At 40.4% G+C, this 14302-nt stretch carries 10 protein-coding genes; 3 read left to right on the top strand and 7 right to left on the bottom strand.

The annotated features are described in order from the left end of the window. The first annotated feature begins 218 nt into the window (after nucleotides 1-218). The gene (locus tag RM368_RS03545) at nucleotides 219-1100 is read left to right on the top strand and encodes a DALR anticodon-binding domain-containing protein (protein WP_322692765.1); all 882 of its coding nucleotides are present in this window, start codon (nucleotides 219-221) and stop codon (nucleotides 1098-1100) included. 180 nt (nucleotides 1101-1280) lie between these two features. On the opposite strand, the gene RM368_RS03540 is transcribed toward RM368_RS03545, so the two are convergent. The 3 genes from RM368_RS03540 to RM368_RS03530 all read right to left on the bottom strand — a co-directional run bounded on the left by RM368_RS03540 (nucleotide 1281) and on the right by RM368_RS03530 (nucleotide 5142). Next, nucleotides 1281-2132, bottom strand: a complete 852-nt coding sequence (locus RM368_RS03540) for a Cof-type HAD-IIB family hydrolase (protein ID WP_322692764.1) — start codon at nucleotides 2130-2132, stop codon at nucleotides 1281-1283. A 347-nt stretch (nucleotides 2133-2479) separates the two neighbouring features. Then, nucleotides 2480-3184 (bottom strand): PEP-CTERM sorting domain-containing protein, encoded by a 705-nt coding sequence (locus RM368_RS03535; RefSeq protein ID WP_322692763.1) that lies wholly within the window; start codon nucleotides 3182-3184, stop codon nucleotides 2480-2482. 581 nt (nucleotides 3185-3765) lie between these two features. Then, nucleotides 3766-5142 (bottom strand): dihydrolipoyl dehydrogenase family protein, encoded by a 1377-nt coding sequence (locus tag RM368_RS03530; RefSeq protein ID WP_322692762.1) that lies wholly within the window; start codon nucleotides 5140-5142, stop codon nucleotides 3766-3768. A gap of 590 nt (nucleotides 5143-5732) precedes the next feature. On the opposite strand from RM368_RS03530, the gene polA reads away from it, so the two are divergent. Both polA and RM368_RS03520 read left to right on the top strand, forming a co-directional pair. Beyond that, complete coding sequence (polA, locus tag RM368_RS03525; RefSeq protein ID WP_322692761.1) at nucleotides 5733-8678, top strand: DNA polymerase I; 2946 nt, start codon at nucleotides 5733-5735, stop codon at nucleotides 8676-8678. A 143-nt stretch (nucleotides 8679-8821) separates the two neighbouring features. Beyond that, a complete protein-coding gene (locus RM368_RS03520; protein WP_322692760.1) occupies nucleotides 8822-9748 on the top strand; it encodes an ABC transporter substrate-binding protein in 927 nt (308 codons plus the stop codon). A gap of 284 nt (nucleotides 9749-10032) precedes the next feature. Here RM368_RS03520 and RM368_RS03515 read toward each other — a convergent pair whose 3' ends face one another. The 4 genes from RM368_RS03515 to RM368_RS03500 form a co-directional block, all read right to left on the bottom strand. Then, entirely contained in the window at nucleotides 10033-11001 is a 969-nt protein-coding gene (locus RM368_RS03515) for an FTR1 family protein (protein WP_322692759.1), read from the bottom strand. 141 nt (nucleotides 11002-11142) lie between these two features. Further along, entirely contained in the window at nucleotides 11143-11580 is a 438-nt protein-coding gene (locus tag RM368_RS03510) for a ferritin-like domain-containing protein (RefSeq protein ID WP_322670732.1), read from the bottom strand. Between the two features lie 179 nt (nucleotides 11581-11759). Continuing rightward, a complete protein-coding gene (locus RM368_RS03505) occupies nucleotides 11760-12797 on the bottom strand; it encodes a helix-hairpin-helix domain-containing protein (protein ID WP_322692758.1) in 1038 nt (345 codons plus the stop codon). A gap of 172 nt (nucleotides 12798-12969) precedes the next feature. Further along, nucleotides 12970-13995, bottom strand: a complete 1026-nt coding sequence (locus RM368_RS03500) for a multicopper oxidase domain-containing protein (protein ID WP_322692757.1) — start codon at nucleotides 13993-13995, stop codon at nucleotides 12970-12972. Between the last annotated feature and the right edge of the window lie 307 nt (nucleotides 13996-14302).

The raw sequence follows: 14302 nt of genomic DNA, 5'->3' as shown, positions 1-14302 counted from the left end.
GCGCCAGCCAATCCAAAGAATAGAAAGCAAATTACTCTCTACTATTTGTTATACTTCCTACTGTACAATGGTGGTAGTAAAGTTTACTTACTATTCATCGATTATTCATCAAATTTTATCCTCTTCTCATTTTTCTTCATCTAAATTAAATTTATACCGCAAGGTAGATGACATAAATGTAGCAAATATATCTTACATGACTATTTAAATAATATTACGTGCATCATAAATTACCAGTTAGCAAATATACGTCAATCAAACAGCTATTATATAGTTACCTACTAAAATCGATAAGCATTGATACTTATAAAACAGAAAGTAAATACATAAAAGACGAAAAAATTCCTCTACATAAAGGTAGAGATGACAATAGAGTTTTCTATACCTCAAGTGTGTCTCTGCGACTATCAAAATCTCAGAATCGAAAAGCGATGGAGCTTGCCAGTGCGATCGCTTCAGATTTATCAGGGATTGGTGAGGACGTTTTTAGCATTCAAATAGTTCCCCCTGGTTGGATAAATTTTGAATTAACTAACTCAGCCTTAGCGACTTGGTTACATAGTCTCGTAGTCGGGAGTTCTTGGGGAGCAGGTGAGCAGGGGAGCAGGGGAGCAGAGGAGGCAATTAATGCTCAATGCCCAATGCCCAATTTGTTTACTGTTCAATATGCTCATGCACGCTGCTGTTCGCTAGTGCTGCTGGCTCATCGAGAGGGGTTGATTAAACTTAGAGAACCGATTCCAAATACTAGTCCAGCTTTTTGGGATGTTATTTTTCCTAACCCTCTACCTTGGCTTAATTGCGACGGAACACTACAACTCAATCACTCAGATGAGCGTCGTCTAATTGGCGAATTAATACAAGTGGTAGACAACATAGAGTGCCCTGATGTTAGCAGTTCGGTGAAATGGGAAAAAGTAGCGCTGAATTTGAGCCAAGCTTTTGAAAAGTTTTGGTCTAATTGTCGGATTTGGGGTGAGATCAAAATTACGTCACCAGAACTGGCCCAAGCTAGACTCGGATTGCTCATGGCTACTCAATCAGTATTAAGATTTGTTCTAGAGGAAAATCTGGGGGTTTTTGCGCCTTTGGAGTTATAAATCGGTAATGTCGCTTAGGTAAAAATAAAAACTTTTTATATAGCTATTGACTCAATGCACCACCTCGGATACATTAGCTGTTGTGTGAGGAGCGAACCAGCAGGGGCACCGAGACGAAACACGGCCAGTCGTCGGTGTCCTTTCTGATTTGTATGGGTTAGATTTGAAAAAATGCCTGCACTACAGCAAAAACTTTTCAATTGCTACTGCTGCCCCATGTTCCTCTACGCTAGGAGCTACCCAATTAGCGATCGCTTGCACTCCTGCTGGTGCGTTGCCCATAGCTACACCAAGTCCGGCATACTCCAGCATTTCCACATCATTGAAGTTATCACCAATCGCCATAACGTTGGCTAATTGTAATCCCAGCAATTCTTCGGCTAGGTAACGTATAGCAGTTCCCTTATTTACAGAGGCGTTAGTTGCTTCAAAAAAGGTAGCAACAGAGGTTGTCATATAAAGTTCAGCAGGTGTGTATTGACGGCGCAAATTTCCTAATAGCTTGTCGATTACGTCAGTGTCATCAGATAAAGCAAGAATTTTTGTCGGTTCATTCGTTAAGGCTTGACGCAAATCACCTACAGGAATCGCAATAATACCAGAACGTTCTGCATAAATTTTGGTTTCTCTGGTTAACTCACGGACGTATAGCTGGTCGTTGATGTAAAAGTGAACAGATAGAAGCGATCGCAACTCAGGCTTTTCAAAATAGTCGAGTAACTGGTGGGCGATTTCTCTAGAAACAACCCAATGACGATGAATTTTTTGGGTGTTCGGGTCTTGAATCCAGGCTCCTTGATAGGCCATTAATGGTAGGGTAGAGCCAATATCTTGGTGGAAGCGCAAGGCTGAACGATACATTCGACCTGTGGCGATCGCTACTTGAATTCCTCGTGCTTGCGCTGCAAATATTGCTTGCTTTACAGGTTCGCTGATAGTGTTAGAGTGTCCAGCGATCGTGCCATCTATATCCAAAACTAGTAGTTTAATGTCTTTTGCAGCAGCCTGATTGTCAGTAGATGCTTTCTGCATGATTTCCTATATTTTAAGTTCCAATAAGAGGTTAACAGGCTCTAGCGATTAGTAGGGAGTAGTAGAAAAAATTGGCATATCTAGTCAATCCAATTTACTTACTACAATATCTAAGCTAGTAATGAAAAGTTTGTCGTAAGCACAAAGCGTGCTTAGAAAGTTAAGGACTAAAGTCCTTACTACGAACTTGTTTACCCATCAATTTAAACTTCACAGACTAGTACCGTGAGGATATAAGCGCAATAAAAAAACCCGATTTTTTCGAGAATCGGGTTTTTTCATTATTTAAATTAGAGAGCTTGTTTGATAGATAAGATGGAAAAAACTTACCTATTCAAGAAAGCCTATTAATTAAACATTTTGATCCAGCTTTTTTTGCGTTGTGACAACAAACAAAGCCCAGCAACTAAACCAATTCCCAGTGTGGCAGAAGACTCAGGTACTGCTTTCACCTCATCGTAGTCATAAGTTACTTTGATACCTGCTTTGGCATAAGTATCAATATAGGATCTCATGTTGCCCGAACCTGTAACTACTGAGTTGGCTAAAGCTGAGAACAAGAAGTCTATGTCGCCATTACCGATGAAAGACTGCAAGAATTGGGTATTGGTGAAAGACTGAGTAGCAGATTGTGTGGCAGTTAAATTAGAAATAGTCTTTCCAGAGGTGCCACTATAATCAGTGATGCCGTCATATTTAGCAGCTTGATAACTCGATATATCTTGTGGATTGAGCGCAAATAGAGACTGATTATTTAGTTTTAAACTGAGTTGACTAGCAAGATTTACTGTCACCTGAGTCGCGGTTGGACTCCTGTTTTCAAAACCTGCATTTCCAAGTAAGTCGCCAGTAAAACTTATCGTTATACCCTTGAGTGTACCCAAAGATGAGTCAAATTTTTGGACGCTCAGAGGTGCATCAATGATGTTTGTGAAATCGTAATTAGTGGAACTATTGTAGGAGAGAGAAGCTGCATTAGCTGCTCCAGATGTTGCAACAATTCCTGCCAAGGTTGTAGCAGCAGCTAGAGTGTTGAATAGTTTTGTTGTCATGGATAAAAGATGCCTTTCTGAAAAGAATGATTACGGAATTACTAACCTATTTCTAACTCTGAAACTTTGCTTGTAGTCTTGATAAATACACGTAATTTTATGTAAAGTTATTATGTTTAAATTTATTTGAAAAATAGACTTTTTCAACGGTATATATAAAGTTTTGTTAAGGTAAAGTGATTTTGATAGTGGTAATCTGATGTCGAAATATTAAGCTAGTTTTTCTTCGTTCCTAAGATGTAAGCTAGGTCAACCTAATTAAACATAAAAGGCTCAGGAGATAGATCCTTGACTTTTGGCGATCGCTTAGGGATCTAGTTACTATCTGGTTACTATGCTTATACTCACGTACTTAATTAGGCTGGTATACCTGCCAAGAGTTGGTTCTACTTGGCTTCCGTACTAAAGCTGTAAATACGTAGACGTTAAATTGTATAAAAAGCACAAAAAGCTCATTAGTACCAGAGGTAAATGAGCAATCGAAACAGAGAACAGTTTTGTAGCCGAGTCAGGAGGATGTCTTCCTAGCTTAGGCATCTACTTATTAATGCCAACTGACGTTGTACATCAATAAAACCTCTTCACATATTCGGACACCCTGGCATATTATCTCCAAGCAGCAACCGTGCCAGACTGGGTAAAGCTTCACCATAGGTGGGATGGATGTGAACCGATCGCTCTAACAACTGCCAGGTTGCTCCTGCTTCTATCAGGGATAAAAAAACATGCACCAGTTCAGCAGTTTCGTATCCTACCAGGGTTGCTCCCAGAATTTTGTCTGTGTCGCTGTCGATCGCCATGCGATAAAATCCGAGGTCATGCCCCCACTCGATCGCACGCGCAATTTGGCTCATAGGTAACGTGACAGCACGCGCGTTGATGCCTTGTTTCTGAGCCTGTTCTAAGGTCATACCCACTCGCCCTACTTGGGGTTCTGTGTAGACCGCATAGCCAAGAACGCGATCGCTCCGTGTCCGGTTTTCTCCACACAAAATTGCTTTTAAGCGGCGATAGTCCTCCCACGACACATGCGTAAAGGCAGGCTGTTTGGCAGCATCCCCGATGGCATAGACTCCAGAACAGGTGGTATGGAACTGGTCATCAATTTTAATAAATCCTCGATCGTCTTGCTCAATTTTGCTGGCAGCTGCATTTAATGAACTTGTATTGGGTTTCCGTCCAATCGCAACCAGTAACGCTTCTCCTTGAAGTTGTTCGCCACTGCTCAAAGTGAGTTTAAACACATTACTCTCATGGGCGACGTGATTTACATTAACTCCAAAATGAAGCGCAATCCCATCCTGCTTGAATGCTTCTGCTAAGACCTCACTGACATCAGACTCTTCCTGTTCGAGGACGCGATCGCCCCGGACAATTAAGTGGGTCTCACTGCCCAAACGCGCTAGTCCTTGTCCCAATTCCAAGCCAATATAGCCGCCTCCAATCGCCAATAAACGGGCTGGTAAGGTGTTCAAGTCAAAAAAGTTGCGGTTGGTTAGATAAGGAGTTCCTGCAAGTCCGGGAATGTCAGGAATCAGCGAGGACGTACCCGTGTTAATGATTACCAGAGGAGCCTCAAGGGTAACATCCCCACCTTTGACCGTCCGTTCACCCACAAAAGCAGCTTCGGCACAAATGACTTTGACACCCGCACTCTCCAATCGCTGGCGAATCCCCTGATTAAAGCGGCTGCGGATTCCCCAAACTCGCTCCATGACAGCGGGAAAATCCACCTCTACTTCCGTGTGGATGCCTAACTTCTTAGCCTGACGCGATCGCCCTGCTGCATGAGCCGCTGCTAAGAACGCTTTAGACGGAGTGCAGCCATAGTTGATGCAACTGCCACCTAAAGCATCCCGCTCAAACAAGACAACCTTACGTCCCTCATTGGCAAAATCAGCCGCCAGTGGAATGCCTCCTTGACCACTGCCGATGACAATGACATCTGCTGTTTCCATCAGCGCAAAACTCCTTGGAGATAGTTTGCTTTCATCAGATTTTCACACTCAAAGTTAAAAACTTTCTGGCTATTGAGGGAGGTGCAATGATTGTGGAAATCATAATTACAACGCTTGCACCTTCAGCTACCAGATGTTTAGCGATCGCGGCCCCGATGCCTTTTGCACTTAGTGGCCAGCCGTGGCTGAAGACAAGAGGCTCTCCTGTGTCCCAGTCCTTGTAATAGATTTACGTACCATCCTTAGTCGTGATTGTACTCATGTGGCTCCTATATAAATTGTGAGCGTTTCTCAATCTGTATCTGGTTCGGGTCGTCAAGATAACTGGATTCGCGATCGCCAATTTATCGATAAATTGCTACTCGATCGATTGATACATAACTGATTTCAGCACTCTTATTTTGACGATCTGATTGCTTGCGAAGATGGCTTATCTACCTATAAATCAGTTGTCTGACTCAAGTTCTTTAATTTAAAATACCAGTTAACTGCGGGTTTATCCGCTTCTTGACATCAACGAGTAACAATAAAGGTAGCCAAAGCTTTGAAATTGCTAACTATGTGACAAAGCTTCTGGCTAAAATAGGGCTATGTCTGAAACTTTCACTTCTGCAACTGCAACCCGCCCCACGTTCATCCTCGTAGATGGACACTCCTTGGCTTATCGCTCATACTTTGCTTTCGCCAAAGGGCGAGATGGAGGATTGCGTACCAAAACGGGGATTCCCACCAGTATATGTTTTGGTTTTGTGAAGTGCCTGTTGGAGGTAATGGCAACACAACAGCCTCAAGCAATGGCGATCGCTTTTGATTTGGCTGAGGCAACTTTTCGCCACGAAGCGGACGATACTTATAAAGCCGATCGCCCAGAAACACCAGAAGATTTCATTCCCGACTTGGAAAACCTGCATGAGTTGCTGAATGGCTTTAATCTACCCTTTTTCACTGCCCCCGGTTTTGAGGCTGATGATGTTTTGGGAACCTTAGCACAACGAGTAACTGCGGCTGGGTATAGAGTGAAGATTCTGACTGGCGATCGCGATTTATTTCAACTGATCGACTCTGACAAAGAAATCACTGTTCTGAATTTTAGTCCAGATGCCCTAAAGCGCTCTACAAATAGCATCACGGAATTTAAAGCAGAACAAGTCAAAGAGAAGATGGGCGTTTTACCTTCACAAATTGTTGATTTTAAAGCTCTTTGTGGTGATAAATCAGATAATATTCCTGGTGTCAAGGGAATTGGCGAAAAAACAGCAGTGCAACTGCTGAATACCTATGGTTCACTTGAGAATGTTTATACTGCATTAGATGAAATTAAAGGCGCAACTCAGAAAAAACTGGCAGCAGGTAAAGAAGATGCCGAGAAGTCTCGCTATTTGGCAACCATAGTTTTAGATGTTCCGATAGAATTTGATTTAGAAGATTGCAAATTAAAAGGCTTTGATACAAGCGTTTTATCACCAATTTTAGAAAAGTTAGAATTTAAGTCTTTTTTAGGCAAAATCAACGACCTTCAGCAACGTTTTGGTGGCAAAGTTGAAGAAAAGCAAGAAGTTAAAACAAATGTAAGTAATTCCTATTTTACTAACTCAGAATTAAGCGCTGATGAAGATAATGATTTGTGGTTTTTCAGTGCTAGTGATACAGCCGCATTTCCCCAACAATCTACTTCTCCAATTACACCACGCATCATTAACACCGAAGCCAAATTAACTGAGTTAGTGAAAATTTTGCAAAAATTCACTAATCCAGAAACACCCGTTGCTTGGGATACTGAAACTACCGATTTAGAACCAAGAGATGCTGCATTAGTAGGAATTGGTTGCTGTTGGGGAACGCAACCAGATGAAGTAGCCTATATTCCTTTAGGGCACAAAACTGGGGAAAATTTAAACAAAGATTTGGTGTTAGAAACACTACGCCTAATTCTCGAAAGTGCCGATTATCCCAAAGCTTTACAAAATGCTAAATTTGACCGCTTAGTTCTTAGAACTCAAGGAATTAATTTGGCGGGAGTAGTGTTCGATCCCATGCTAGCGAGTTATATTCTAAATCCAGATTCTAGCCATAATTTGATGGATTTAGCGCAGCGATATTTGGGATTGATAGCAAAAAGTTACTTAGATTTAGTTCCTAAAGGCAAAACCATTGCTGATATAGATATTCCCGCCGTGGCAGATTACTGCGGTATGGATGCTTACTCTACCTTTGGTTTAGTGGCGAAATTGCGTGAGGAACTGGATAAAATTCCAGCTTTATCTAAGCTATTAGTGGAAGTTGAACAGCCGCTAGAAGCTGTTTTAGCCCAAATGGAATATACAGGCGTTCGGATTAATTCAGCTTATTTACAAGAACTTTCGCAGCATTTAGAAACTGAGTTAGCCAGATTAAAAGAGGAAGCAACTGAAATAGCTGGAGAAAATTTTAACTTGGGTTCTCCTAAGCAATTGAGCCAAATTATATTTGAAAAATTGGGGTTAAGCACCAGACATTCTCGTAAAATTCAAACGGGCTACTCTACAGATGCAGCAACACTAGAAAGACTTCAAGAAGATGATAACACCGGATTTGTTAAAGCGATCGTTGAGTATCGCACCCTATCTAAATTAAAGTCTACTTATGTTGATGCATTACCTGCATTAGTACGTCCAGATACCCAGCGAGTGCATACTGATTTTAATCAAGCAGCAACATCAACTGGTAGGTTATCTTCATCTAATCCGAATTTACAAAATATCCCTATTCGTACAGCTTTTAGTCGCCAAATTCGGAAGGCATTTTTGCCCGAACCTGGCTGGTTAATGGTGGCTGCTGATTACTCACAAATTGAATTGCGGATTTTGGCTCATTTAAGTCAAGAGCCGATATTAGTGCAAGCATATCAGCAAAATGAAGATGTTCACACTGTGACGGCGCGGTTAGTGTTTGAAAAAGAAAATATAACCTCAGAAGAACGAGGAATGGCAAAAACTATCAATTTTGGCGTGATTTATGGAATGGGTTCTCTAAGATTTTCGCGCTCAACTGGAATAGATAAGACCGTTGCCAACGAGTTCATTAAGCGGTTTAATGAACGATATCCGAAAGTATTTGCATATTTGGAGCGAGTGAAAAAAGAAGCGATCGCTCTTGGTTATGTAGAAACTATTTTCGGTCGTCGTCGCTATTTTGACTTTACTAATAACAGTTTACGCAAATTAAAAGGCAGCAACCCAGAAGATATCGATCTGAGTAAATTGAAGAATTTGGGTGCTTTTGATGCAGGTTTATTACGCTCCGCGGCTAATGCACCAATTCAAGGTTCTAACGCTGATATCATCAAAATTGCAATGGTGAGATTGCATGAGGTTTTGAAGAACTATCAGGCGCGTTTGTTGTTGCAAGTTCATGATGAATTAGTGTTTGAAATTCCCCCTAATGAGTGGGAGGAATTACAACTACAAATTAAATCGGTAATGGAAAATGCAGTGCAGTTGAGTGTTCCTTTGCTTGTGGAGGCGCGTGTTGGTGAAAATTGGATGGAGACGAAGTAAGTTGAACTAGGGATTGGAACAATTACATTAATAATTCATAATTTGTAATTCGTAATTCGTAATAAAACCGATAGTGTTATTAATAATTACGAATTACGAATGTTACTGTTATACCATTCTTACTCACTATAAGGAATTTTAAGATGCATCGTCGTTGGCTCTTATCTGCTTTCGCAGTTTTGTTGAGTATAGTTTTAGTTGCTTGCACCACTGTAACTACTCAGCAACCACAAACCAAAGTGGAAAATACCACTGAAGCGACTAACACAAACTCTCAGCAATTACTAAAAGGTTCAGCAAAAAGAGTTGTTGCTCTTTCTTCACTTTCTGCTGACATTCTCTCCCGACTCGATCAAACAAAAGTTGTCGGAATTACTGGGAGTAAACTATTTAAGAATGACTCAAGATTCAAGGATATTCCCCGTGTTAGTGAAGGACAAAATCCGCCAAATTTAGAGAAAGTAGTAGCACTCAAACCAGATTTAGTTATTGGTGCTGAAGGTTTTTCTAACATTCCAATTCAAAAAATTCAGCAGCTAGGTATTCAAACTTTGCTCACTAAGGTGAATAGCTGGGAATCTCTAGAAGAACTTACTAAAAAGCTTGCTGAATTAATTAATGCCGATCCTCAGCCTTTGTTAAATCGTTATAAAACTTTCTTACCAGATAAGCCAACTCAGAGTCCGTCTACTTTAGCGCTGGTTAGTCGTCAACCAATTTTAGCGCCGAATAAAAACAGTTGGGCAGGAGATTTGCTAGCAAAATTCCAGGCGAAAAATATAGCAGCAGATTTACAAGGGAAAAGCCCAGTTGGTGGCTATGTGACGCTTTCGGCTGAGAAAGTTTTAGAAGCAAATCCAGAGGTGATAATTTTAGTTAATCCTCCACAAGGAAATTCGGAAGCGACGCTTTTAGATTCGTTGAAAAAGGAAGCTTTTTGGCAGCAATTACAAGCAACTAAAAATAACCGAGTTTATGTGTTTGATTATTTTGGCCTAGTGAATCCGGGTAGTATAGATGCAATAGAAAAGGCTTGTCAGCAGCTTAAGAAAGCGTTGTTTGCACTATAAGAGCATTGCTTGGTTGAATGTCTAAATCTAAAGTTTTTATTTTTCATTCTTGGCTAAAGACGCGATTAATCGCGTCTATACAAATAGTTGATTTTTTGCATTATTTTTTTTAATTGGTATTCCTTTAAAACATTTGTATTCAATTACAATGGCAAAAATATTAACTGTGGCTTTAACTAAGGCAGCTATTTCTGAATCGACATTAACGTAGCGATCGCAAAGGCAATTCCCAGTCATAAACTGGGAATAAGGGAGACTACAAACGAAACAACATGATTGTGCTTTTAATCTTTTGCAGAACTAATTGGTTTTTGACCAAAAGGGATATTCTTTTTACTTTCAGAAGAAGCACCCCCAAGGCTGCGGAAATACAGTCCTCCAATGGTGAGTAAAAATCCCACGTATCCCACTGCTTGCACAAGATAAAGATTGTCTCTATAGCCAAATAAAGATTTTAAAATAATCCCAGGAAACTGTTCGTCAGGTAAGATTGTGGAAGTATTGGAAACCATTGGCCCCAAAATACAAGAGTGGACTTTTGTAAAACGTTCGTAATAGAAACAAAGACTTTCTGTGGCACGACTGCTAAGGGCAAGGTTAGCTACAGCTTCGTCAAAATGTTTCAACGCTGAAACTACCAATCCAGCGACAATCAACACTAATAAAATGCCCATTACCTGGAAAAATTGGCGGATGTTAATTTTGACACCCCATTTAAATAGCATCACCCCAATGGCAGATGCGGCTACCAAACCAGCAATAGCGCCCAAGGCTGGCATTAATCCCTGTTGAAAATTAGCTGCAATGAAGAGAACAGTTTCAAAGCCTTCGCGGACAACAGCAATTAAAATTAAAGTAAAAACACCCCAGCCAGCATTTGAGTTTTGTGTCAGCGCTTCTGTTACTGCTCCCTCAACTGTAGCTTTCATAAATCTGGCTTGTTTAGTCATCCAGATTAGCATCCAACTGAGCATTGCGATCGCTAATACACTAAACACACCTTCTAGCGCTGGTTCAACAACGGTGGTGTATTGAGGATTCGCGGCTCCCAGTACTTGAATTATCCAACTGAATAGCACACCTATTAAGGCACTGACGACAATGCCCACGCCGACACCAGCATATACCCATGAGTTGAGCCGGGATTGTTTAGCTTTTTTTAGTAAAGCTAGCACAATACCAACAACAAGGGCAGCTTCCACTCCTTCTCGAAGTGTTATTACAAAAGTAGGTAGAGCAGTACTAAAATTCATCTTTTATCCTTTCTCTTTTGTCCTTAGTCATTAGTCCTTTGTCTTTTGTCATCTGTCCTTTGAATTTATTTTTGACTAATGACCAATACTTCGACTTCGCTCAGTACAAGTGACTAATGACTAAGGACTAATGACTAATGACTATGAACCAAAATCGCGTAGCATCTTTTTCAGTTCGAGATTATGCATCTCTTCTTGTCCAATCATACCGCGAGCGAATTCTTCAAGGTAAATGCTCGCATTGGTGACAGTTTCGAGCAATTTTTTATACAGATCCAATGCCTTTTTTTCATGGGATAAACTTTCTTCCAAGATATCCTTGACTTTATGTTGGTAGGTTTCTTCCATTGGGGCAATTTTCAGGGAGGGATGCCCATCTAAACCGGTGAGAATTTCTCCCACTTGTTCGGCATGAAGTAAAGATTCACTTGCCTGTGCTTTGAAAAAAGCTACAATTGGAATCCGGTTAGGGCCAGTTACCATCAAAGAATAATGTGTGTAGCGTACTACTCCTGCTAGTTCAAATTCCATGATGGCGTTCAGCAGGTCAATAGTCTTTTTCTGGTCAAGTTCTTGCATCAGTTGTTAGTTAAAGTAACGAAGGGAGTGTAATTAGTTAGGAGTTAGAAGTGAGGAGTTGGAAGTTAGGAGTTAGTAATTTGGGATTCATAACTCATAATTCATAATTCATAACTCTTAACTCCTAACTCCTAACTATTTTAAACTCCTTAACCTATACTTTCCATTAAATTAAAGTGTTATCGCTGTGCTTGGGTATTGGATTTATCAACTACTTTTTGAGAGTTTTCCTCAATGGTTTTCACCAGTTTGGTAACATCATTAGGAATTTTTACTGCTTTTGCTGGTGGGATGGCGGCGGGCCAAACTTTTATTAGTTCAGCAAAACTAGCATCGATCGCTTTGTGTGCTTCGGGATCTGCTTGAGCTACTTGACTAGAAATTCCTTTGTATAATTCATTGGCGTAAAAGACAAAACCACGGGAGTCTTGATACTCAATTGGCGCGGTTACTTTTCCATTTGCGATCGCCGCACCATATTCGGAGTTGGCTGAATCTAGTAGTTCGTTAATTACCTGTAGCGTAAATCCTGGTTTTGAGCGTTGAGCTTCTGGCAAAGCTGCGATCGCTCCATCAACTGCTTGCATTGAAGAAGTAAAATTAGTTTTAACTTTGCTATCTTTCGGACTAGATTTCACTAAATCTTGCAAACTTACTAAAGTTGTCTTAAATTCTTTGACTTTGCGTTCATTAAGTTGATCTTCGACATCAACGTAAATCTCTTCAACTGGATGCCCAATATGAGGTTCTGCTTGTTTTGGCTGATTCTGATCCAGCAGTTCTTTGGCTACTAAAAGATGCCCTTTCATTAAGCCTAATTTAGACATATAATCAACATCTTTTGCCTCACCTGTAAGTACCACTTCTTGAACGCCAACTTGGTCTTTAATTTGGTCGAACTGCTCTTGAGTAATTATTTTTTTAGTAACTAAATCTTCTGGTTTTCCATAAGGACGACCTGCCTGGATTTTATTCGATAAAGCCGGAACACCTAGTTTGGCTTCAAACTTATCCAATTCTGACAATATAGCGCTGTTAATGTTAATTTTTTCTTTGCTACTGTGACCGCTATGACTGTTATTACTTACTGCCTCTGTAGCGGGAGTGCTAGCAACTGGCGCTGATGGATTTTCTGCGGTTGGCGTACTACTACAGGAACTCAAGGTAACTATTACCGCTGTTGCTGCTGCTAAACATATATAACGAAGTTTTATCATCTTTGCTCCTCACACGAATTAAAAGGTATTAATTGAAACATTTCAAACTATTACTTAGAAAGTAGTTTGTTTGACAGATTGTCATAGATTTTACTGTTGCATATAATGAGATTTTTTATCAACTAGTTTGCTAAACTTTTAATAAATTGATTACAAATTACTAAGAATATTGTCAGGAATGTTTAACATCATTTTGAGAGTTACTATCAGCAAGTACTTCAAATTGACCCATGCAACCGTTTTCTGCGATCGCATCTTGATGGGGATGGAACATATACTTACCTGGATAACGAAAAGCAAATTCTAAAATGTGCCTTTCTGCGACACCCATCGTAATCACATCTGCTTTTTCGCTAGGAGTCATAGTCATGCCGTAGCGATAGACATCAAAGAAGTTGGCGTGGAGATGAAACGTCACTGCCGGATCGTATTCAATGATATTGAGGACATACAGCCGAATCAACTGATCTTTGTAAATGCTAATGGGGTTATGCATGTAATAGTGGGGCAGACCGTTGAAGGCGTAATAATCGTTATGGCTATCATCATTTACGTCATATCCACCCATCACTAGTACAATTTCATCAGCCGGGGGACGGGGAGTCGGTGGATCGATGATAAACATTCCGTAGAGTCCCTTGGCAATGTGACGGGTGACTGGTTCAATATGGCAGTGGTATAAATGAACGCCATAAGGTTCAGCATCAAATTCGTAGATTGTGGCGCTACCATTGCTGATTGGGCGAACACCATCCATTTCTGCTGGGTGAACGCCATGAAAATGTAAAGAGTGAGAATGTCCAGCGTTGTTGAGAAATAGTACCCGAATGCGATCGCCCTGTTTTGCCCGTAGCGTTGGCCCTGGTATGCGACCGTTTAAATCCCAGATGTTATAAGAGACAGCACTATTGAGTTTGATGATGGAAGAACCAGCAGTTAACTGAAATTCCCGGATAGTCCGCCCATTTTCTTGCTTCACTGTCCCATAATCAAAATCTCTCAACATCTTCATTGGGTTAGTAACATCGTCTGGTGCTGAACTATCGAATGGTGGCACTTTAACGATTGACTTACTTGGTAGATTTAGCATTTGCCAAAGTCCAGCTGCACCAGTTATTCCAGCACCTACTAGTCCCAGCTGCAATAGTTGACGGCGGCTCCAAGGTTTTCCGTTACTTAGAGCGAAGTTGTTGGGCATGACATTTAATTACAGTTAGCACCAAAAAAGAATTGCAAAAGATTTGCAATTGCTTTTAGATATTAGAGGAATTAATAATTATTGTCAATAATTTTTAAGTCCTTCTAAATTGCCAGTTAAGTTGTTAAATCTAGATGAACTCTAAAAACTTTCGCAATATTTTCGTGATTTTCACTGTATTTATACGCTCGGATATGTATAAATAATATTTAGAGAAAACTAACTGGTTCATACATATTCCTGATATGCTGATTGCTTCAGCAATACTTCCAGTAGAAACAATGAGTATAATAGCACCTTGATTATG

It is taken from the genome of Nostoc sp. DedSLP03 (assembly GCF_034530815.1).
GTDB lineage: Bacteria > Cyanobacteriota > Cyanobacteriia > Cyanobacteriales > Nostocaceae > Nostoc.
Note: the sequence above shows the minus strand (reverse complement) of the source record. Positions and strands in the feature narration are given on the sequence as shown.

Bases quoted from the DNA above. Each gene is read 5' to 3' on its own strand.
- RM368_RS03540 (WP_322692764.1), bottom strand. From the start codon at position 2,132: ATGCAGAAAGCATCTACTGACAATCAGGCTGCTGCAAAAGACATTAAA.
- RM368_RS03535 (WP_322692763.1), bottom strand. From the start codon at position 3,184: ATGACAACAAAACTATTCAACACTCTAGCTGCTGCTACAACCTTGGCA.
- RM368_RS03530 (WP_322692762.1), bottom strand. From the start codon at position 5,142: ATGGAAACAGCAGATGTCATTGTCATCGGCAGTGGTCAAGGAGGCATT.
- polA (WP_322692761.1), top strand. From the start codon at position 5,733: ATGTCTGAAACTTTCACTTCTGCAACTGCAACCCGCCCCACGTTCATC.
- RM368_RS03520 (WP_322692760.1), top strand. From the start codon at position 8,822: ATGCATCGTCGTTGGCTCTTATCTGCTTTCGCAGTTTTGTTGAGTATA.
- RM368_RS03515 (WP_322692759.1), bottom strand. From the start codon at position 11,001: ATGAATTTTAGTACTGCTCTACCTACTTTTGTAATAACACTTCGAGAA.
- RM368_RS03510 (WP_322670732.1), bottom strand. From the start codon at position 11,580: ATGCAAGAACTTGACCAGAAAAAGACTATTGACCTGCTGAACGCCATC.
- RM368_RS03505 (WP_322692758.1), bottom strand. From the start codon at position 12,797: ATGATAAAACTTCGTTATATATGTTTAGCAGCAGCAACAGCGGTAATA.
- RM368_RS03500 (WP_322692757.1), bottom strand. From the start codon at position 13,995: ATGCCCAACAACTTCGCTCTAAGTAACGGAAAACCTTGGAGCCGCCGT.